This window comes from Rhizobium etli CFN 42 (assembly GCF_000092045.1).
In the GTDB taxonomy this organism is placed as follows: domain Bacteria; phylum Pseudomonadota; class Alphaproteobacteria; order Rhizobiales; family Rhizobiaceae; genus Rhizobium; species Rhizobium etli.
The window spans coordinates 3,178,741-3,198,806 of the sequence record NC_007761.1; the positions used below are offsets into that span (position 1 = coordinate 3,178,741).

At 62.4% G+C, this 20,066-nt stretch carries 17 protein-coding genes and 1 pseudogene; 12 read left to right on the forward strand and 6 right to left on the reverse strand.

Features of this window, described 5'->3' with window-relative positions:
* The first annotated feature begins 100 nt into the window (after positions 1 to 100).
* Positions 101 to 1,033: an endonuclease/exonuclease/phosphatase family protein gene (locus RHE_RS15545; protein WP_011426279.1), complete on the forward strand. Its 933-nt coding sequence runs from the start codon at positions 101 to 103 to the stop codon at positions 1,031 to 1,033.
* Here RHE_RS15545 and RHE_RS15550 read toward each other — a convergent pair.
* On the reverse strand, positions 989 to 2,902 hold the full coding sequence (locus RHE_RS15550; protein ID WP_011426280.1) for an ABC transporter ATP-binding protein: 1,914 nt from the start codon (positions 2,900 to 2,902) through the stop codon (positions 989 to 991). The genes RHE_RS15545 and RHE_RS15550 overlap by 45 nt on opposite strands.
* A 162-nt stretch (positions 2,903 to 3,064) precedes the next feature.
* On the opposite strand from RHE_RS15550, the gene RHE_RS15555 reads away from it, so the two are divergent.
* On the forward strand, positions 3,065 to 3,295 hold the full coding sequence (locus RHE_RS15555) for a ribbon-helix-helix domain-containing protein (protein WP_011426281.1): 231 nt from the start codon (positions 3,065 to 3,067) through the stop codon (positions 3,293 to 3,295).
* Between the two features lie 91 nt (positions 3,296 to 3,386).
* Here RHE_RS15555 and RHE_RS15560 read toward each other — a convergent pair whose 3' ends face one another.
* Positions 3,387 to 5,243, reverse strand: coding sequence for an ABC transporter ATP-binding protein (locus tag RHE_RS15560; protein WP_011426282.1), 1,857 nt, complete (start codon positions 5,241 to 5,243; stop codon positions 3,387 to 3,389).
* 384 nt (positions 5,244 to 5,627) lie between these two features.
* Between RHE_RS15560 and RHE_RS15565 the strand changes: the two genes are divergently transcribed.
* Together RHE_RS15565 and RHE_RS15570 are read left to right on the forward strand one after the other, a co-directional pair.
* Positions 5,628 to 6,089 carry a tRNA (cytidine(34)-2'-O)-methyltransferase gene (locus RHE_RS15565; RefSeq protein ID WP_011426283.1) on the forward strand — a complete coding sequence of 154 codons (462 nt, stop codon included), beginning with the start codon at positions 5,628 to 5,630 and terminating at the stop codon, positions 6,087 to 6,089.
* 197 nt (positions 6,090 to 6,286) lie between these two features.
* Entirely contained in the window at positions 6,287 to 7,933 is a 1,647-nt protein-coding gene (locus tag RHE_RS15570; protein ID WP_011426284.1) for a Na/Pi cotransporter family protein, read from the forward strand.
* 3 nt (positions 7,934 to 7,936) lie between these two features.
* Here RHE_RS15570 and RHE_RS15575 read toward each other — a convergent pair whose 3' ends face one another.
* Positions 7,937 to 8,197, reverse strand: coding sequence for a hypothetical protein (locus RHE_RS15575; protein ID WP_011426285.1), 261 nt, complete (start codon positions 8,195 to 8,197; stop codon positions 7,937 to 7,939).
* Between the two features lie 520 nt (positions 8,198 to 8,717).
* Here RHE_RS15575 and hemF point away from each other — a divergent pair.
* The 3 genes from hemF (at position 8,718) to RHE_RS15590 (ending at position 10,294) form a co-directional block, all read left to right on the forward strand.
* Positions 8,718 to 9,629 carry an oxygen-dependent coproporphyrinogen oxidase gene (hemF, locus tag RHE_RS15580; protein ID WP_011426286.1) on the forward strand — a complete coding sequence of 304 codons (912 nt, stop codon included), beginning with the start codon at positions 8,718 to 8,720 and terminating at the stop codon, positions 9,627 to 9,629.
* A gap of 102 nt (positions 9,630 to 9,731) precedes the next feature.
* On the forward strand, positions 9,732 to 9,995 hold the full coding sequence (locus RHE_RS15585) for a hypothetical protein (RefSeq protein ID WP_011426287.1): 264 nt from the start codon (positions 9,732 to 9,734) through the stop codon (positions 9,993 to 9,995).
* A gap of 113 nt (positions 9,996 to 10,108) precedes the next feature.
* The gene (locus RHE_RS15590) at positions 10,109 to 10,294 is read left to right on the forward strand and encodes a DUF1059 domain-containing protein (RefSeq protein WP_011426288.1); all 186 of its coding nucleotides are present in this window, start codon (positions 10,109 to 10,111) and stop codon (positions 10,292 to 10,294) included.
* A gap of 70 nt (positions 10,295 to 10,364) precedes the next feature.
* Here the strand turns inward: RHE_RS15590 and RHE_RS15595 are convergent, their stop codons facing one another.
* From RHE_RS15595 to RHE_RS15605, 3 genes are read right to left on the reverse strand one after another with little or no spacing between them, the layout of a single operon-like run.
* Entirely contained in the window at positions 10,365 to 11,618 is a 1,254-nt protein-coding gene (locus tag RHE_RS15595) for a CCA tRNA nucleotidyltransferase (RefSeq protein ID WP_042118840.1), read from the reverse strand.
* Entirely contained in the window at positions 11,615 to 12,265 is a 651-nt protein-coding gene (locus tag RHE_RS15600) for a CoA pyrophosphatase (protein WP_011426290.1), read from the reverse strand. The genes RHE_RS15595 and RHE_RS15600 overlap by 4 nt, the downstream gene beginning before the upstream one ends.
* Positions 12,262 to 12,885 (reverse strand): DUF1285 domain-containing protein, encoded by a 624-nt coding sequence (locus tag RHE_RS15605; protein WP_011426291.1) that lies wholly within the window; start codon positions 12,883 to 12,885, stop codon positions 12,262 to 12,264. Before RHE_RS15605 ends, RHE_RS15600 begins: the two co-directional genes overlap by 4 nt.
* Before the next feature lie 157 nt (positions 12,886 to 13,042).
* Between RHE_RS15605 and RHE_RS15610 the strand changes: the two genes are divergently transcribed.
* The 5 genes and pseudogenes from RHE_RS15610 to RHE_RS15630 all read left to right on the forward strand — a co-directional run.
* Entirely contained in the window at positions 13,043 to 14,053 is a 1,011-nt protein-coding gene (locus tag RHE_RS15610; RefSeq protein ID WP_041678717.1) for an AAA family ATPase, read from the forward strand.
* Between the two features lie 13 nt (positions 14,054 to 14,066).
* Positions 14,067 to 14,987: a DUF58 domain-containing protein gene (locus RHE_RS15615; protein ID WP_020921924.1), complete on the forward strand. Its 921-nt coding sequence runs from the start codon at positions 14,067 to 14,069 to the stop codon at positions 14,985 to 14,987.
* Positions 14,984 to 17,797 carry a DUF4159 domain-containing protein gene (locus RHE_RS15620; RefSeq protein WP_011426294.1) on the forward strand — a complete coding sequence of 938 codons (2,814 nt, stop codon included), beginning with the start codon at positions 14,984 to 14,986 and terminating at the stop codon, positions 17,795 to 17,797. The genes RHE_RS15615 and RHE_RS15620 overlap by 4 nt, the downstream gene beginning before the upstream one ends.
* Position 17,798: 1 nt before the next feature.
* Entirely contained in the window at positions 17,799 to 19,871 is a 2,073-nt protein-coding gene (locus tag RHE_RS15625; protein WP_011426295.1) for a membrane protein, read from the forward strand.
* Positions 19,872 to 19,875: 4 nt separating this feature from the next.
* Positions 19,876 to 20,061, forward strand: a pseudogene (locus RHE_RS15630) (GNAT family N-acetyltransferase); the annotation flags it as partial.
* Positions 20,062 to 20,066: the final 5 nt, after the last annotated feature.

The window sequence follows — 20,066 nt, forward strand, 5'->3', positions numbered from 1 at the left end:
TTTTACGGCAAACACCCGCGTGCCCTTATGTTGCATTGCAACAAAAGAGCCGCCGTGTTAGGCGCAACCGCAACGATGCCAGCCAGCCGGACCCGAGCGGATGAGAGACACGATCTTTTGCGTAATGAGCGTTCTCACTACCCTCGTCCTCGCCATAATCTCGCTGCGCTATGTCAAAGATTTCTATTTGCTTTCTCTTTTTTACAGCTTCCAGATCCATCTGGCAGCGGCCGCAGCAGTGGCCTCCGGCATAGCCCTCCTCTTCAAGCGGCATTGGTACGCGCTGCTGACACTCGGCGCATCGATGGTTCTCGTCGTCCACGGCATCGTGATGACACGTGAATTCGTCGAGCCTGCGGTAGACGAGAGCCGCCCTGCTCTCTTCAAGCTGCTGTCCTTCAATATAGAGAACGACAATTTCGCAAACGGCGCTGATATCGCCGACATGGCGATCGGTTCGGGCGCTGATGTCGTCAATATTCTGGAGGCCGAACCGGTATTTTCCGAATTGCCGCGACTGCTCAAGACCTACCCCTATTACGTCGGCTGCGGCGTCGGCATGGAGCAATGCGATACGCTCGTCTTGTCGAAGCGTCCGCTGATCGAACCTCACATCCGCAGCCTTGGCCTGCTCTGGCGCAACCGGCTGACGATCTCGACCATCGATTTCGACGGCCAGAAGGTCAACTTCCTCGCCGCGCACCTGACCAAACCCTATTATGACGAATTCCACGGCCTGGAAATCGAAGATCTCGCCGAGATTATCCCTTCGCTACCGGGACCACTCGTGCTTGCCGGCGATTTCAATACGTCGATTCTGGCGCCGGATGTGCAGTATCTCATGCGCAGCCAGGGCTTGGGCACAGCATCGCTGGAGCCTGCGACATGGCCGATCGCTGCCGGCCCCTTCGGCATTTCGATAGATCACGTCTTCAGCAAAGCGCCCCTGCGGCTGAAATCGGTCCGCCGCATAAAGAGCAGTTTCGGATCAAACCATTTTGGCCTCATGGCGGAATTCATCCTCGATCCTTGAGCCTGCATCCTCCTCGGCCGCGAGAAAGCCCCCGGATTGGCGTGCCCAAAGTTCGGCATAGAGCCCACCGCGGCGCAGCAGCTCGTCGTGGCTGCCCTCCTCGATGATCCGGCCAAGGTCGACGACGATCAGCCGGTCGAGAGCGGCGATCGTCGACAGCCGGTGGGCGATCGCGAGCACTGTCTTGCCCTCCATGATCCGATGAAGATTGGACTGGATCACCTCCTCCACTTCCGAATCGAGCGCCGACGTCGCTTCGTCGAGGACCAGGATCGGCGCGTCCTTCAGCATGACTCGCGCGATGGCGATGCGCTGCCGCTGCCCGCCCGACAGTTTGACGCCGCGTTCGCCGACATGCGCATCGAAGCCTCTACGGCCCTGCTGATCCTGCAGGCGGCCGATGAAGTCGATGGCTTCGGCGCGCCGGGCCGCCTCGATCAGCCGCTCCTCGCCGGCATCCGGCCGTCCGAAGAGTATATTGTCGCGCACGGAACGATGCAGCAGCGACGTATCCTGGCTGACGACGCCGATCTGCATCCGCAGTGATTCCTGAGTGACGGTCGATATATCCTGACCGTCGATCAGGATGCGGCCGTCCTGAATGTCATAGAGACGCAGCAGCAGGTTCATCAGCGTTGATTTGCCGGCGCCCGAACGCCCGACGATCCCGACCTTCTCGCCTGGCCGGATGGTCAGGGAGAAATTCTCGACGACGGGCTGCTGACCCTTGCCGTAGCGGAAGGAGACATTGTCGAAGCGGACACCGGGCTGGCGGATCACCAGGCTCTTCGCATCGGGCCGATCGATGAGCCCGAGCGGCTGCGAAATCAGTTCGGCGGCATTCTGAATGGTGCCGAGATTGCGCATGATGCCGTTGAACTGCGTCATCAGGCGCCCGAGCAGGAAATTCAGCCGGAGCACCAGCGCCAGCGAAAATGCCACCGCGCCGGAGCTGATCAAGCCGCGCAGCCAGAGATCGACGCTTAGGCCCGCCATTGTCACGATCATCAGGCCGGAGAGCAGCGCCATCGAGGCCCTCACACCGGTGATGAACCGCGTGAAGCGCAGCACCGTGTCCTGATAGATATCGAAACCTTGGCGCATGTAGCGGTCGCTCTCTTCATCGCGTGCGAACAGCTTCAGCGTCTGCATATTGCTATAGGAGTCGACCATCCGGCCGTTCAGCATCGAGCCGGCCTCCGCCGTTTCGCGGGAGTGATGGCGGATCCGTGGGACAAAGTGGCGGGCAAGCAGGCTGAAGGCGCCGAGCCAGAACAGCACGACGGCGGCGAGTGTAAAGTCCAGCCTGGCGACGAGCACGAGCGTCGTTGCCGCATAAATTCCGACAAACCAGACGCTTTCCATCAGCGAGGTGACGAGATCGCCGGTTGCCTGGCCGGCAGACCAGACCTTGGTGACGATACGCCCGGAGAAATCGCTCTGGAAGAACGACAATGATTGCCTTGAGACGTGGAGATAAGATTGCCAACGTGCTAGATTGTAGAAACCCGGCGTGATCACCTGCTGATCGACGAGGGCGATCAGGAAGGCGACAACGAAGCGCAAGAGCCCGATGAGTGCGAGCATGCCGAACAGCTCGCCGCCATGAGCCGCGAGAAGACCGCTCCAGCCGGCGCTGGGCGTGATACTAGCGAGAATATCGACGAGGCGTCCGACGAACCAGAAGAGTGCGGCCTCAATTGCCGCCGACGTGCCGCCGAGAATGAGCATGGCGATGAACGGCATCTTCGCCTGGCCGATGTAGAACCAGATGAAACCGAGCGTCGCGCGTGGCGGCTGCAAGTCGTCGCGCGGACGGAACGGATCGATCCAGGTTTCGAACAGGCGGAAGACAGGTCGCAGAAACATGGAAGCGATATAGGCGGATTGAGGGGAGCGGCAAAGGGAATGGAAAGCGGACGCAACCTAATATTTTGGTAATAAACGATAACATCGGCGGCATCGCCATTGATTGCCCCCGAACCCGTCGCAATCTGACGATAGAATCGCGCTTCACTGGAGAGAAGGCTCATGGAAACGAAAATGCTCGATGCGCATATTCCGCTTCCGCTTGCAGAAAGGTTGGATGCCTTGGCTTTCGACCTGGCGCTGCCGCGCGATGTGATCGTCACAGAAGCCATCGCTGCCTGGCTCGACCGCGAGGAGCGCCGCCGTATAGTGGCGCTGCGCACGATCGCAGCCGCCAACACGATCGTCGTCGTCGAACAGGACCGGGTGATCGACTGGGCCGACAGTCTTTGAAAGCACGCCGGCACGACCGCAGCCGATCTTCTGGCGAGCACAATCATCAAAAAAATCAAATGCCCTCCCCGCTCACGCCGGGAGGGCATTTTTATTCCGCTGCCTCTTCCGCCTCTTCGGCGTGATCGGAGAGGAAGCCGCCGGACTGGCGGTTCCAGAGGTCGGCATAGGTGCCGCCGCTTTCGATCAGTTCGCCGTGCGAGCCGGCCTCGATAATCCGGCCCTTCTCGAGCACGATCAACCGGTCCATCTCCGTCAGCGTCGAAAGCCGGTGGGCGATCGCGATTACCGTCTTGCCTTCCATCAGGGCGAAGAGGTTTTCCTGGATCGCCGCTTCGACTTCCGAATCGAGCGCCGAAGTCGCCTCGTCGAGCACCAGGATCGGCGCATCCTTCAGGAAGACGCGAGCGATGGCGATCCGCTGCCGCTGACCGCCGGAGAGCTTGACGCCGCGTTCCCCAACCTGCGCGTCGAGCCCTTTGCGGCCTTGCATATCGACGAGCCCTTCGATGAATTCCCAGGCATTGGCCCGCTTTGAGGCTTCGATCACCTCCGCGTCGCTCGCCTCCGGCCGGCCATAGGCGATGTTGTCGCGGATCGAGCGATGCAGCAGTGACGTATCCTGCGTCACCACGCCGATCAGCGAACGCAGGCTCTCCTGCGAGACGCCTGATATATCCTGCCCGTCGATGGTGATGCGGCCGGCCTCCAGATCGTAGAAGCGCAGCAGCAGGTTCATCAGCGTCGTCTTGCCGGCGCCGGAACGACCGACCAGACCGACTTTCTCGCCTGCCTTGATGTCGAGCGACAGATTGTCGATGACCCCCTCGCCCTGGCCATAGTGGAAGCGGATGCGATCGTAATGGATCGCTCCCTTCTTCGCCGTCATGTCAGGCGCATTCGGCTTGTCGATGATGTCGTGCTGCTTGCTCATCATCTCCATTCCGTCATAGACCGTGCCAATATTCTCGAACAGCGCCGAGACTTCCCACATGATCCATTGCGACATGCCGTTGACGCGCATGGCAAGACCGATGGCGATGGCGATCGCGCCGACCGAGATCGCCCCGTTCAGCCAAAACCAGATCGACAGGCCCGCGACAACGAAGAGCGCGACGCAGTTGTTCAGGTAGACGCTGATATGGAACAGCGTCACCTTTCGCATCTGCTTGTGCACGGTCTGCAGGAACTCGTCCATGCCCTGTTTGGCATAGATCTCCTCACGTCCCGCATGCGAGAACAGCTTGACGGTTGCGATGTTCGTGTAGCTGTCGACTACGCGCCCCGTCATCATCGAGCGCGCATCCGCCTGCTGGGCAGCGATCTTGCGAAGCCGCGGTACAAAATAAGACACGATGCTGACATAGATGGTGAGCCAGACGAGGATCGGGATCATCAGCCGCCAGTCGGCCGCGGCAATCACGATGATCATCGTCAGAAAATAGCTGACGACATAGACGAAGACATCGAGGATCTTCATCACCGTTTCGCGCACGGCAAGCGAGGTCTGCATCACCTTGGTCGCAACGCGCCCGGCAAACTCGTTGGCGAAAAACGTCATGCTGTGGCGCAGCAGGAAGCGGTGCATCTGCCAGCGCGCCATCATCGGATAGTTGCCGAGCAGCATCTGGTGCATGATGAGGGAATCGAGCCCGGCCGCCAGCGGCAAGCCGACCAGCACCAGCGCCGCCATCCAGAACAGCTTGTGGCCTTCCGTCTGCAGGAAGGTGGCGCGGTCGGCGTTGGTCAGCCAGTCGACGATGTCGCCGAGAAACTGGAAGAGCGCCACTTCGCCGATCGCGATAGATGCCGTCAGCACGGCCATCATGGCGAGCCAGGGCGCTGCCGGCTTGCTGTAATGCCAGCAGAAAGCAAAGAGACCTTTCGGGGGCGCGACGGGCTCCTCGCTAGGAAAGGGATTGAGTCGCTGTTCGAACCAGCCAAACATGAAAATGCTCCGAAACATCAGCGTTCCGGCTCCCGGCTTCGCGCCATCCCGGCGCCATGCAAGCACATATGGGAACCGGACGTTCAAGGGGCGAGGCTGAAACAGCCGCACAATGGATCAAAAGGGAAGTTTTAGAAGGAAGCCCGCTCTAGCGGCGCCATGTCGCCTTGGTCGGCATCACGGCGGGAAAGCGCATTATGAGCAAAATATTCATGAGGCCCTCCCTGCTGGCTTTCGAAGATGTGCATGCATAACGCGAAAACTGCGAATTTTCCAGCCCCGAACTGCCGCGAATCGAACGTACCTGGGCCAAACTGCGTCCTGTTGCGCCGAAATCACAGTTGTATTAGGCCTCCCGTGTCGAAACGAACGGGCAACGCCTGAATGACGAACCTCAGACTGGCACTCTACCAGCCGGACATCCCCGGCAATACCGGCACGCTACTGCGCCTTGCAGCCTGCCTCGGCTTCGCCGTCGATCTGATCGAGCCCGCCGGCTTCAACGTCTCCGACCGCGATCTGAAACGGTCGGGCATGGATTATATCGCCGCAGCTGCGCTGACCCGCCATGCCAGCTGGGACCGCTTCGAGGCCTGGCACGCCGCGACCGGCCGGCGCCTGATCCTCGCCTCGACCAAGGCCGCCGAACGCTACACCGACTTCGTCTTCCGCCCGGACGACGTCCTGCTGTTCGGACGCGAAAGCGCCGGCGTTCCGGATCACGTGCACGAGAGAGCCGACGCCTGCATCCTCATCCCGATGGTCGAGGGCCAGCGCTCGATCAATGTCGCAATTTCGGCAGCCATGATTGTCGGCGAGGCGATGCGCCAGACCGTCTGGGCGTGATTGCGCTAATCCGCAAGGGATCGGCGAATATATCGAGAAGTGTCGAAAATCGACATTGTCAATCCACTAAACCGGAGTATATTTATTAGCCGGGCAATCAAAAAAATCGCACGATTTGCACTATTTCAACAGCTTGGGAAGATGTGTCCTCAGGCGAACACCCCTCCAAACTGACGAAAGCAGAATAAAACAAGAAAATGGATTCCACGATCATCATGATCAACCTGTTCGGAGCCGTGGCGCTGCTGCTGTTCGGCCTCGCGCAGGTGAAGGACGGCGTGTCCAGGGCCTTCGGCGCCCGGCTGAGAACGGGGCTGGCGACCGGCACGCGCGGCGGCCTTCGCTCATTCCTTTCGGGACTAGTCGCGACCGTCGCGCTGCAGAGCTCCACGGCAACGGCGCTGATGACCGCCTCCTTCGTCGAACGCGATCTGATCAAGCCGCGCATGGCCCAGATCATCCTGCTCGGCGCCAATGTCGGCACGGCGATCACCGCATGGATTGTCGCTACCGGCATCGAATGGCTCTCGCCCCTCCTGATCCTTGTCGGCATCGTCCTTTATCGCGGCCGCTCCAGCACCCGCCAAGGCGGCGGCGCAGCGCTGATCGGCATCGGCCTGATGCTGTTGTCGCTGCATCTCCTGAGCCTTGCGACGGAGCCGATGCGCGCCTCCCCCGCTCTGGCCGCTTTTATCAGCCTGCTGGACGGCGCTCTGCCCGTGGCTCTCCTTTTCTCGGCAGCGCTCGCATTCGTCTCATCGTCCAGTCTGGCTGTGGTGGTGCTCATCCTGTCGCTCGCCTCGGCCGGCCTGATCTCTGCCGAACTCGTCATCGTGCTCGTGCTCGGAGCCAATCTCGGCGGCGCGATACCGCCCGTCGTCGCGACGATGTCCGGGCCGGCCTCCGCGCGGCGCGTCACTCTCGGCAATCTCGCCGTCCGCACGCTCGGCTGCGTCATCGCTCTGCCGCTCGCGGGCTACGGCGCGGAATTAATCCAGATGCTGCCCTTCGGACCGACAAAGCTTCCGGTCGATGCGCATCTGCTCTTCAACCTTCTGCTCGCCGCCCTCGCCTGGCCCTTCTCAAGGCCGCTCGCCACGCTGATGACCCGGCTGGTTCCGGATCAGGCCGAGCCGGACACCGCGCCTAAATATCTAGACGCGCATGAACTTTCGACGCCCGTAATTGCCCTCACCAGCGCCACCCGCGAAGTGCTCGGCATCGGCGACCTCATTGAGCGCATGCTGATCCGGGTCTCCGAGGCCTTCGAACGCAATGACGCTGCCAAGCTTTCCGAAATCGCGACCCTCGAAGAGCGCGTCGACAAGCTTCAGCAGGCGGTGAAGGTCTATCTCTCGAAGCTCGGCCGCGACGGACTCAGCGACGAAAACGCCCGCCGCTCGATCGTTGTCATCGATTATGCCATCAATCTCGAACATATGGGCGATATCATCGAGAAAGGCTTGCTGGAGCAGGTATCGAAGAAGATCTCGCTCGGGCTCAGGTTTTCCGACGACGGTCATCAGGAATTGCGTAAGCTGTTCGACCTGACGATCGACAATCTTCGTGTCGCCCAGACCATCTTCGTCACTCGCGATTTCAATCTTGCGCGTCAGATGATGGAGACAAAGGTGGAGGTCCGGCGCATGGAGAAACAGTCGGCCGAACACCATCTGGAGCGCCTGCGTGACGGACGCGCCGACAGTCTGCAGACAAGCTCGCTGCATCTCGATATGCTGCGCGACCTGAAGAGGATCAACGCCCACATCGTCTCGGTGGCGCATCCGATACTGGATGAAAGCGGCCTGCTGATCGAAAGCCGTGTGCGGACTGCCGTGGAGTGACGGTCAGTCGGCCGAAGGCAGGCGGCGCATGGTGAATTCGATCTGGTCACCGTCGAGTTGACGCCAGCTTTCCACCTCGGTCCAATAGGCGGCTTTCGGATATTCGTCGAACCATTCGCGCGCCTTGGCGCGCGCGTCGAGGAGGCCGAGGCAATATGTCTCACGCACGAAATGGTCTCTCTTACGGGAAGGATTTTCCGCCCGGTGTCTCGCCATTCTGCGTTTCAGGCCGTCGAAGGACGGAGGTCCTGGAATTTTTGCCATCAACCCTACCTCTGTCGAAAAGATAGTATCGAAACCCTTGTTTTGCGAGTCGAATCTTGATGGCCCGGCCGCAGCTTGGCGGGAGGCGGCGCCACATCTAGAGCTTTTCCGGGTTAGCTTGAAGCATTCTGCCGGAGCAGGTTTTCGTCAGAGCAGAGGCGATTGGCGATGGGCATACTCCAGGTACGTCCGAGCCGATCGCCTCTGATCCTGGCGGAAAGACGCCCGGCCCACCGGCCGCACCGCTTCGCCGTGGCGAAGCGATCAGTGCGTCCGGCGATTTCCAAGTCTTGCAGATTTGCCGGGCAAATCTGCGGGAGGGTTGGCTGAAACGGGCCGGCTGATCGACCGGCCGGCTTGGCCGTAGAGCTGGGCTACGACGCGCGCCGGCCGGTCGACCATCCGACTCCGTTTGAGCCAACAGAATGCTTCAATCTAACTCGGAAAAGCTCTAGATGTGGCGGGCAACGAGGAATGAGCGAGTCGCATCCTGAACGGATGCCGGCCGCGGAGGCGTGACATGGAAAGACCGGAACTGCCGATCGGCTTGCCTGAGGACATCGAAGAGAAGAAGACGGCCGCCCGCAACTGGTTCGAAGGACTGCGCGATACGATCTGCGCCTCCTTCGAAGCCCTCGAAGATGAATTGCAAGGCCCCTTGTCCGATCAGGAGCCCGGCCGCTTCGTCGCCAAGGACTGGTCGCGCGAAGAAGGCGCCGGCGGCGGCGGCCGCATGTCGATGATGGAAGGCCGCGTCTTCGAAAAGGTCGGCGTCCATACCTCCACCGTCCACGGCGAATTCTCTCCTGATTTTAGCGCCCAGATCCCTGGCGCCAAGGAGGACCCGCGATTCTGGGCCTCCGGCATTTCGCTGATCGCCCATCCCGTCAATCCCAACGTGCCGGCCGTGCATATGAACACCCGCATGGTGGTCACATCAAGCCGCTGGTTCGGTGGCGGGGCCGACCTGACGCCGGTGCTGTCGCGCCGCCGCACGCAGGAGGACGAGGACAGCCAGCTCTTCCACAAGGCCATGGAGATCGCCTGCCGGAACCACGCCGTCGCCGATTACGATGCCTATAAGGCCTGGTGCGACGATTATTTCTTCCTGAAGCACCGCAACGAACCCCGCGGCATCGGCGGCATCTTCTACGACTGGCTGCATTCGAGCGAGGAAGCCGGCGGCTGGAACGCCGATTTCGCCTTCACGCGCGATGTTGGCAGGGCTTTCGCCATGGTCTATCCGAAGATCGTTCGCTCCAACTTCAACAAGCTGTGGACGGAAGCCGACCGCGACGAGCAACTGATCCGCCGGGGCCGGTACGTCGAATTCAATCTGCTGTATGATCGCGGCACGATCTTCGGTCTGAAGACCGGCGGCAACGTCGAATCCATTCTCTCGTCGCTGCCTCCGGTCGTGCGCTGGCCGTGAGACTGTAAAATCTCATTGATAATTCGAGCTGAGGGACCTTCATAAAAATTCAGTGAGTCCTAACTTTATATGTACGTGCGTAACAATCGGAGGAGGATTGTCATGACGACAAAAAGCGGCTCGCCTGTGTCCACGGATGCCCAGGAAACATTCCGTGCAATCGACACACCCGAGTTCCTTGTCCGCATCGCCGAAAAACTGCGGGCCAAGAGTGGCTCCGATCTGCCGCTGTGCTGCTTCATCGAGCAAGTCAAGCTGCAACTGGCCGGCGGAAAGTCGCCGGAGGATCTGCAGAATGACGCAGCCAACAGCAACACGCCCGGCCATCTCTCGGAGACCTACAAAGCCTGGGCGATGCCCGACTGAAGCACCCTCTCCGGTCGCCACCTCCTGCCGGCCGGAACCTTCTCTTCGCACGTACATTTCATCAATCGCGTGAAAGCGCGATGGCCGTTGCGTTCCAGACAGAGGAGAAAACCATGAGACTTTTCGAATGCGGCACGCTCGTTCCCGGCTGCGCCTGGCGTACCCGGGCGGATAATGACGCAGAAGTGGTTCGCCGCGCCGTCGAGCACCTGAAGACTGCGCACGGCGAAACGATCATTCGCGAAAACATGGTTGATAACATCAAGGCACGCATCCGCGACGAAGCCACCGCCGCCTGATGGCGGCGAGCGGGTCCTTGCGACAATAATCGAAGCCGCGTCGCATTCATCCGATGCGGCGCCATGTCGGCTATTGCGCGCGTTCCTTCAGGCGGGCGAGCAGCGCCGTCCGGTCTGACGTGAAATTTTCCTCCACCCACTGGTTTTCCAGCACCGCAAGCAGTTCGCCGACGCGAGGGCCCGAGGCAACGCCCGCCGCGAGCACGTCGCCGCCATTCAGAGGAAACTGCGGCTTCTTCCAGTTCGCGGCCCGATCCATGAGCTTGCAGAGCCGCGCGGAACGCGCCATTTCGCCAAGATCGCCTTCAGCCTTGCCGCGTGCAACGGCAAGCGCCAGCTTCAGCCGGGTCATGATGCCGTCGGTGCCGTTGCGGTAGAGTAGCCGTTCGAAAGCGGCCGGCGAGATTTCGTCGTTGACCGGCGCCGCCGTCGCCCAAGCCTTGAGAGTGGCTGCTTCCGCATTGGAGAGTTTCAGCCGGGCCGCAAGCGCCTCCAACCGCGCCGCCTCCGGCGGCACGATCGCCGCAAGGCGCAGCAGCGGATCAGGAGCCCAGCCGAGCGCCTTCTCGGTGGCAACAAGCGAAGGGATGGCATCGATCCCCCAACGTTCCGATTCCGGTAGGATCTCCGTCAACACCGCCACCTGCCGCATCCAGAGAAGTGCCCGGCCGGGATCGGCAGCACCGAGCAGTTTTCTGAGCTCCGACCAGACGCGTTCGGCCGACAGAGTCTTGATTTTCGAACGCGCCGCCGCACAGGCCTTCAGACCCTCCGCATCCGGCCGTCCGGAACCGTAATAAGCAAAGAAGCGGAAGAAGCGCAGGATGCGCAGATGGTCCTCGGCGATACGGGTCGATGCATCGCCGATGAAGCGGATGTTGCGCTTCTCGATGTCGGCAAGCCCGCCGACCAGATCCACCACCTCGCCGTCGGCATCGGCATAGAGCGCGTTGATCGTCAGGTCCCGCCGCTCGGCATCGGCCTTCCAGTCCGTGCTGAAGGCGACCTTGGCATGGCGTCCGTCGGTTTCGATGTCGGTGCGCAGCGTCGTCACCTCGAAGGGCTTGCCGTCGACGACGAGCGTTACTGTGCCGTGCTGAAGGCCGGTCGGCACCGCCTTGAGGCCGGCCGCCGCCGCCCGCTCCAGGACTATCTGAGGCGTCAGCGTCGTGGCGATATCGATATCGCTGACCGGCAGCCCCATAAGGCTGTTGCGCACCGCGCCGCCGACCACCCGGCCTTCCCCCTCATCGGCGTTGAGCAGCGCTAGCACCCGGGCGAGAGCCGGGTCGCGGAACCATGCTTGGTCGGCAATGCCGGTCATGCATAAAGCCTTTCGTAGAGTGTACGGACGATGCCGGCGGTGATGCCCCAGATCATCCTGGTTTCATAGGGCATGCGGTAAAAATGCCGGTCGATGCCGTTGATGATGCGCCTGTCTCGGCGGTGATTGGCCGGGTTCATCAGGAAGGAAAGCGGCACCTCGAACACGTCGTCCACCTCGGCCGGGTTCAGCGTCAGCGCGAAACCCCGCTCGACGACGCCGAGCACGGGCGTAATGCGGAAGCCGGTCGAAGCGAGATAGTTCGGCAGCCGCCCGACCGTCTCGACGAAGGAAGCGGGCAGGCCGATCTCCTCTTCCGTCTCGCGGATCGCCGCCATTTCGGGCGAGATATCGGCCGGATCAATCGAGCCGCCGGGAAAGGCGATCTGGCCGGAATGTTTGCGTAGCGTCGTCGTGCGCTTGGTGAAGATCACACGCGCTTCCTCGCCGTCGTCGACGACGGGCACGAGCACGGCGGCGTCACGCAGATTGAAGGTCGCCACCTCCTCCACGATATCAGGATTGAGAACATGGTCGCCATGATCGCGCCAGGCATGGTCCACCGGCCCGCCATTCTGGTTGAGCGCACGGCGGCGGAATTCGGCTGCTGAGAACAGCGGATAACGTTGGCTGATCGCATCGTTCATCGGCTAAGTACATCCAGTTCATCGGCCGGCATGACGGGGAAGACCGCGCCGGCAGAGCAGATCGCAAACATCGCCTGCCCTTCCACGTCGAGCGTCTCGCCGAGCGCGACCAGTTCATACATCACAGGGCGTGACACCAGCGCCTCCAGCCGCCCGCGCACATGCAGATAGGGTTTCAATTCGGCATTTTCGCCGGCAATGGCAAAGCGCAGCCGATGCTCTCCTCCCGCCTCGACGACATCGCCGACATTGGTGCGGAACGTCAGCACCTGGCGGCCCTCTCGTTCCGTCACGCTCATCTCCACAGCGACGAAAGGAGCGTCGACGACCCTGATCCCCACCTTTTCCACAGGAGTTACGAGGTAGGTCTTTTCATCCTCGTCCTTTCGCAAGACCGTCGAAAACAGCTGCACCAGCGCCGGCCGGCCGATCGGCGTGCCCATGTAGAACCAGGTGCCGTCGGCCCTGATCTCCATGTCGATATCGCCGCAGAAAGGCGGATTCCAGCGCTCGACCGGCGCTAGCCCCCGTTTTTTATCGCTATTTTCGGCAGAGGCACGCGAAATCAGCGCGGCAAGCCCCGCCGCATCCGCCTGTCCGTTGATTTCCTCGGCTGCCATTCTTCCGTCCCGGTTTGTCCTTAACGAAGTGAAGTCACGAGATAGTCATTCGTAACGAACTTGTCAGCCTGTCGCATCTCCATAACTCTATCGAGTATGAGGCAGATGTATAAGTCCGCCGATTCGCTGCCGAATGATTCAGCCGTTGGAGATGCCCGTGGGTATGATGAAGACTGAAGCCAGCCTCGATGAAAAGGCGATCGTCGCCGCCGCCGAAAGGGCGCTCTCCGATATCGCCGCCATCCGCGGGGAAGTCTCGAAAGTGATCTTCGGTCAGGAGAGCGTCGTCGAGAACACCATCCTCGCTGTGCTGTCAGGCGGTCATGCCCTGCTCGTTGGCGTGCCCGGCCTTGCCAAGACCAGGCTGGTGACGACGCTCGGCGAGGTGCTGGGCCTTGCCGCCAACCGCATCCAGTTTACTCCCGATCTGATGCCCTCCGATATCCTCGGCTCCGAGGTGATGGATCAGGACGACAGCGGCCGCCGCTCCTTCCGTTTCGTCAAAGGCCCGGTCTTCGCTCAGCTCCTGATGGCCGACGAAATCAATCGCGCCTCACCGCGCACCCAGTCGGCGCTTCTGCAGGCGATGCAGGAATATCATATCACCATCGCCGGCCAGCGTTATGACTTGCCGGCTCCCTTTCATGTGCTAGCCACCCAGAACCCGCTGGAGCAGGAAGGCACCTATCCCCTGCCCGAGGCCCAGCTCGACCGCTTCCTGCTGCAGGTCGACGTCAACTATCCCGAGCTCGCCGCCGAGCGCCAGATTCTGCTCGAGACCACAGGCCTCGGGGAAACCCGGCCGGAAGCCATCATCGATGCGCAGCGGCTGATCGAGATCCAGGCCCTGGTGCGGCAGATGCCGGTAAGCGAAACGGTCGTCGACGCCATCCTTTCGCTGGTACGCTCCGCCCGCCCCGGGCAGGGAAATGCCTCGACCGACAAGAACGTCGCCTGGGGTCCTGGCCCGCGCGCCGGGCAGGCGATGATGCTTTGCGCCCGCGCCCGCGCGCTCTACGAAGGCCGCCTCGCGCCCTCCCTCGATGATATCTTCGCGCTTGCCGAACCCATTCTCCAGCACCGCATGGCGCTGACTTTCGCTGCCCGCGCCGAAGGCATGTCGGTGCGCGACGTCATCGCCGGACTGGTCAGGCAGGCAAAGGGATAAGGAAGCCGGACGCGTGGCATCTATCGGACAGACCGTCAACCCGACGTCAGGCAGCGATGCCCTCTCCCGCGCCAGGCAGCGGGCCTCGCTGATGCCGGACTGCCTTGTGGAAGCCAAGCGCATCGCCAACACGGTGATCGCCGGCTGGCACGGCCGCCGCAAGCGCGGTATCGGCGAGAATTTCTGGCAGTTCCGCCCCTATGCCGAGGGCGAGAGCCTGTCGCGCATCGATTGGCGCCGCTCCGCCCGCGACGACCATACCTATGTGCGTGAGCGCGAATGGGAAGCAGCGCACACCATCTGGCTCTGGTGCGACATGTCGCCCTCGATGATGTACAAGTCGAGCCACGGCAGTGTCTCCAAGGAAAGCCGGGCGCTGGTCGTCATGCTGGCGCTTGCCGAAATCCTCGCCCGCTCCGGCGAGCGCATCGGCTGCCCCGGCATCATGGAACCTGCCTCCACCCGCAATGCCGCCGAACGCCTCGCAGCCGCGCTCATGCACGCGCCGCTGACCGGCGGACTGCCGGAAACGGGAATGATCCGCGGCTGGAGCGACCTCGTGCTCATCGGCGATTTCCTGGACGACGCGCCTGTGATCATGGAGCGGCTCGGCCCGCTTGCCCGCCGCGGCCTGCACGGCCACGTGGTCGAGATAGCAGACCCCGCCGAAGAGATCTTCCCCTATAGCGGCCGCACCGAATTCATCGATCCGGAGACGGGGGCCAAGCTCATCTCCGGCCGCGCCGAACACATCCGCGAGACCTATCGCAACGCCTACCTCGCCCGCAGGGAGAGCCTCGGCCAGTCGCTGCGGCATCTCGGCTGGACCTTTACGACCCACCGCACCGATCATCTTGCCTCGGAGGCGCTGGTTGCGGTCCATATGTACCTGTCCGGCATGCCGGCCAAGGCCACGCATGGAGGGCTGCTATGAACGCCCTTCCCTTCGCTTTCGCCTATCCCGCCATTCTCGGCGCCCTCATCGCCTTGCCAGTCATCTGGTGGCTGCTGCGGCTGACGCCGCCACGTCCGAAAACAGAGGTTTTTCCGCCGCTGAAGATCCTTGCGTCGGTGCTGAAGCGCGAGGAAACGCCGGCGCAAAGCCCCTGGTGGCTGACGCTGCTGCGCATGCTGCTCGCCGCCATCATCATCCTTGCGATTGCCGATCCGGTCTTCAATCCGCGCACTAATTCTCTGGCATCGGGCGGCCCGCTCGTCCTCTTCGTCGACAACAGCTGGGCGGCAGCACCCGATTGGGAGCGCCGTGTCCAGACTGCCGACGCGCTGGTGGACGATGCCGAATCCGCCGGCACGCCGGTAGCGATCGCCTTCACCGCCGATCCGACCAACGATGCTGTTCCCGGCACCGCCGCGCGCGCCCGCGACAAGCTGCGCGCCGCCGAGCCGCGGCCGCTGGTCCCGGACCGCGAGCGCGCTTTCCAGGCGCTGCGGGCGGCGCTCAACGGCGTCAAGCCCGGCACCCTCGCCTTCCTGACCGACGGCGCCGCCGCCAAGGCCGATGATCCGACGGTGCGCAGGCTCGCCGAGCTCCAGCCCGCCGATCTGCGCCTGATCGAGGGCGATGCCACAAAGACCGTTGCCGTCACCGCGGCCAGCAATGCGGCCGACGCCATGACCGTCAAGGTCACGCGGCTCGACAGTTCGCGCGCCGCATCCGTGGCGCTGACCGCCGTCGATGCCCAGGGCCGCTCGATCGCCAACGGCAGGGTGGATTTCCGTCCCGGCCAGAGCGTCGCCACGAGTTCGATCACCGCTCCCTTCGAGATGCGCAACGATTTCGCCCGCATCAGCGTCGACAATGGCGCTACGGCAGGCGCGGTCCACCTCCTCGACGATGCATTCAAGCGCCGCCGGGTCGTCCTGCTGTCCGGTACCGGAGCCGATGAATTCCAGCCGCTGCTCTCGCCGCTCTACTATATCCAGCGGGCGCTGCAGCCCTATGCGGACATCATCCAGCCCACCGATTCCGATCTGGCGGTCGCGATACCGAAACTTCTCGCCAGCAACCCTTCGATCATCATCATGGCCGATATCGGCCGCCTGCCGGAGGAGACCTACGAACCTCTGACACGCTGGATATCGAACGGTGGCATGCTCCTGCGTTTCGCCGGCCCGCGCATGGCGGCAGCACCTGCCGACGATCCGCTCATTCCCGTCATCCTGCGCCAGGGAGAACGGGCGCTGGGCGGCACCTTGTCCTGGAGCGAACCGCAGTCGCTGGCCGAATTTCCGAGCATCGGGCCTTTCGCGGGCATACCGCGTCCTGCCGATGTCGTCGTCAAACGGCAGGTGCTCGCCGAGCCGACACCCGATCTTGCCGAACGCACCTGGGCAAGCCTCGCCGACGGCACGCCGCTGGTCACGATGAAGCAGCTGGCATCCGGCCAGATCGTCCTCTTCCACGTCACCGCCGAAGCGACCTGGTCCGATCTGCCGATCTCTGGCACCTTCGTCGATATGCTGCGTCACCTCCTGCAGATATCGCGCTCAGGCGGTGTGACGTCCGAGGCGCGCAGTGGCGCGCGTGTCTCCGAGACCCTTCCGCCCTACCGCATGCTGACGGCCAAGGGTGTGCTCGTCTCCGAGACCGGCTCGGCGCGACCTCTGATCCCCGGGGCCGGAGCCGAACCCACAGCGAATTTCGACAATCCACCCGGCCTCTACGGCTCGGAAGATGGTTTCACCTCATTGAACGTGCTGCCCGAGAACGCCGAACTGAAGGCGCTCGATACCGTGGGAACCAATGCCGTGCGCGAAGGCTTGATCGGCGGCGAAAGCTGGTCGGCAAAGCCGACTCTTTTCCTGGTCGCCTTTCTGCTGCTGCTCGCCGACAGCCTGGTCGTCCTCTTCATGAACGGCGCTTTCTCGCGATTGCGCCCGGCCGCTCGCACCATGGGCGTGATCGCAGTCGTAGTCGGCGCAGGCTTCCTGCTGCAGCCCGGCACACTACACGCCAACGACTCCCGGCCCGATGACGACCTCATTCTGGAGAGGCTTGACAACACGCATCTCGCCTATGTCGTCACCGGAGAGCAGGAAGTCGACAATATATCCGAGCGGGGCCTTGAGGGCCTGACCCAGTTCCTGACCTTCCGCACGACGCTGGAGCCGGCGCCGCCCGTCGGCCTTGACCTCACCAGGGACGAACTCACCTTCTATCCGATCATCTATTGGCCGGTTTCGGCAACGGCGCCCATGCCGTCATCGGCCGCGATCAGCCGCATCGACGCCTACATGCGCAACGGCGGCACCGTGCTCTTCGACACGCGCGACCAGATAAGCGCCCTGGACAATGGCGGCAATGTCAGCGCCAACGGTCAGCGGCTGCAGGAAATCCTCGCCAATCTCGATATCCCGCCGCTCGAACCGGTACCCTCAGATCACGTGCTGACGAAATCCTTCTATCTCCTGTCGAGTTTTCCCGGCCGTTATGCCGGCAGCCCGCTTTGGATCGAGGCCCGCCAAGGTGGCCGCGAAACGACCGAAAAATCGGCGGCGACGGCCGACGGGGTTTCGCCGATCCTGATCACCGGCAATGATTTCGCCGGCGCCTGGGCAGTCGACGAAAACGGCACGCCGATGCTGCCGACCGTGCCCTCGGATGAAGCGCAGCGTGAATATGCCTACCGGGCCGGCGTCAATATCATGATGTACATGCTGACCGGCAACTACAAGACCGACCAGGTTCACGTTCCCGACCTCCTCGAGCGGTTAGGGCAATGAGATGACCTTCGATTTTTCACCCTACCTGCCCTGGCCGATTCTGGCCGCTCTAGCCGCGGTCAGCGCTCTTATCGCCGCCTTTGCGATCTGGCGCGGCGTTCGCGGCGCCTGGATCAGGACACTGGCCGCCCTCGCACTGCTGACCGCTCTTGCCAATCCCGTACTGCTGCAGGAGGATCGGGATCAGTTGTCGACGATCGTCCCCGTCATCGTCGACCGGAGCCAGAGCCAGCAGACACCCGAGCGCATGAAGATGACCGATGACGCGCTTGCGGCATTGAAAGGGCAGCTTGCCCGCTTCCCCCAGATAGAACCCCGCTTCGTCGATGTCGAAGGCGACGTCAATTCCGACGTTCCGTCCACCCGCCTGTTCGAGGCGCTGGCAGCCAACATCGCCGACGTCCCGTCCGCCCGCATCGGCGGCGCCATCATGCTGACAGACGGCGAAGTCCATGATGTCCCGGCCGCCAATCAGGCGCTCGGCTTCGATGCGCCGATCCATGGCCTTATCACCGGCAAGCCCAAGGAATTCGACCGTCGCATCGAAGTCATCAAGGGACCGCGCTTCGGCATCGTCAACGAGGAGCAGCAGGTCGTCCTGCGCGTCTTCGACGATGGTCCGAGCCCCGGCGGCGCCGCCAATGTTACGGTTAAGCTCAACGGCGACGAAATTGCCACCCTGCAGACAACCCCCGGCCAGGATACGCCCTTCTCCTTCAAGGTTCCGGGTGGCGGCAGCAATGTACTCGAATTTTCCGTCGCCGAGCTTCCCGGCGAAGTCGCCGCCGCTAACAACCGCGCCGTTCATGTCATCGATGGCATCCGCCAGAATCTGCGCGTCCTGCTCGTCTCCGGCGAGCCGCATGCCGGCGAGCGCGCCTGGCGCAACCTCCTGAAATCCGACGCCTCGGTCGATCTCGTTCACTTCACCATCCTGCGTCCGCCGGAAAAGCAGGACGGCACGCCGATCAACGAGCTGTCGCTGATCGCCTTCCCGACGCGTGAACTCTTCATCGACAAGATCAAGGATTTCGACCTGATCATCTTCGACCGCTATCAGGACCGCGCCAACGTGCTGCCGATGCTTTATTATGACAACATCGCCCAATACGTGGAGAACGGCGGCGCGTTGCTGATCGCCGCCGGTCCGGAACATGCGAGCCCAGAGTCGATCGCGATGACGCCGCTCGCCTCCGTGCTGCCGGCAGAGCCGACGGGCCGGATGATCGAGAAGGCCTTTTATCCTCGCCTCTCCGAGGAAGGGCGCAAGCATCCGGTCACGCGCGGCTTGGACGGCTCCGGCGAGGACCCGCCGCATTGGGGCCGCTGGTTCCGCAGCGTCGATGTCGAACGGCCGCAGGGCGAAACGATTATGGTTGGCGCCGACAACCATCCGCTGCTGGTGCTGAACCGCGCCGGCCAGGGCCGCGTCGCCATGCTGCTTTCCGATCAGGGCTGGCTCTGGGCGCGCGGCTTCGAAGGCGGCGGTCCAAATGTCTCGCTATATCGCCGCATTGCTCATTGGCTGATGAAGGAACCTGCGCTCGAGGAAGAAGCGTTGACGGCGCGCGCCTCCGGCCGAACGCTTGAAGTCACGCGACAGACGATCGGCGACAATCCTGGTAACGCCACCGTGCGTTATCCCTCCGGCAAGACCGAAACTTTGCCGCTCACCCAGACCGAACCCGGACTCTACAAGGCCGAGAAACGCATGAAAGAGGTTGGGCTCTTCGAAATCCGTAATGGCAAGTTGTCGACGCTTGTGCACATCGGCGCTGTCGATGCGCCGGAATTCAAGGCGATGATCTCGACGACCGATGTGCTGAAGCCTGTCGTCGACAGGAGCAAAGGTCTCGTGACCCGTGTCGCCAACGCAAAGGGCGCAATCAGCGTTCCGCCGATCCTGCCGGTGCGCGGCCAGGTCCGCGTCTCCGACAACGAGCGTATGATGATCCGCATGACCAACGAAACCGTCCTGAAGGGAATCAACACGCTGCCGCTCTTTGCCGGTTTCGCCGGCGTCGGCATCCTGCTGCTCGCTTTCGGCGCCATGTGGTGGCGCGAAGGCCGGTAGCCGCATGCCGGAATTCGAGCTCACCGCATCGCCCTCGCCAGAGGAACTCGCGGCAATCACCGATGTGCTCTCGGCCTTCAATAATAGCGATGTCGGCCCTTCGGACCGCCAGCCGCTCGCCGTCCTCATCCGCGATACTGACGGGAAGGTGACCGGCGGCCTGTCGGGCTTTACCGTAAACGGCAAGCTGAGACC

Coding starts and splice junctions, on each gene's coding strand:
- RHE_RS15545 (WP_011426279.1), top strand. CDS start 101: ATGAGAGACACGATCTTTTGCGTAATGAGCGTTCTCACTACCCTCGTC.
- RHE_RS15550 (WP_011426280.1), bottom strand. CDS start 2,902: ATGTTTCTGCGACCTGTCTTCCGCCTGTTCGAAACCTGGATCGATCCG.
- RHE_RS15555 (WP_011426281.1), top strand. CDS start 3,065: ATGGAAACGAAAATGCTCGATGCGCATATTCCGCTTCCGCTTGCAGAA.
- RHE_RS15560 (WP_011426282.1), bottom strand. CDS start 5,243: ATGTTTGGCTGGTTCGAACAGCGACTCAATCCCTTTCCTAGCGAGGAG.
- RHE_RS15565 (WP_011426283.1), top strand. CDS start 5,628: ATGACGAACCTCAGACTGGCACTCTACCAGCCGGACATCCCCGGCAAT.
- RHE_RS15570 (WP_011426284.1), top strand. CDS start 6,287: ATGGATTCCACGATCATCATGATCAACCTGTTCGGAGCCGTGGCGCTG.
- RHE_RS15575 (WP_011426285.1), bottom strand. CDS start 8,197: ATGGCAAAAATTCCAGGACCTCCGTCCTTCGACGGCCTGAAACGCAGA.
- hemF (WP_011426286.1), top strand. CDS start 8,718: ATGGAAAGACCGGAACTGCCGATCGGCTTGCCTGAGGACATCGAAGAG.
- RHE_RS15585 (WP_011426287.1), top strand. CDS start 9,732: ATGACGACAAAAAGCGGCTCGCCTGTGTCCACGGATGCCCAGGAAACA.
- RHE_RS15590 (WP_011426288.1), top strand. CDS start 10,109: ATGAGACTTTTCGAATGCGGCACGCTCGTTCCCGGCTGCGCCTGGCGT.
- RHE_RS15595 (WP_042118840.1), bottom strand. CDS start 11,618: ATGACCGGCATTGCCGACCAAGCATGGTTCCGCGACCCGGCTCTCGCC.
- RHE_RS15600 (WP_011426290.1), bottom strand. CDS start 12,265: ATGAACGATGCGATCAGCCAACGTTATCCGCTGTTCTCAGCAGCCGAA.
- RHE_RS15605 (WP_011426291.1), bottom strand. CDS start 12,885: ATGGCAGCCGAGGAAATCAACGGACAGGCGGATGCGGCGGGGCTTGCC.
- RHE_RS15620 (WP_011426294.1), top strand. CDS start 14,984: ATGAACGCCCTTCCCTTCGCTTTCGCCTATCCCGCCATTCTCGGCGCC.
- RHE_RS15625 (WP_011426295.1), top strand. CDS start 17,799: ATGACCTTCGATTTTTCACCCTACCTGCCCTGGCCGATTCTGGCCGCT.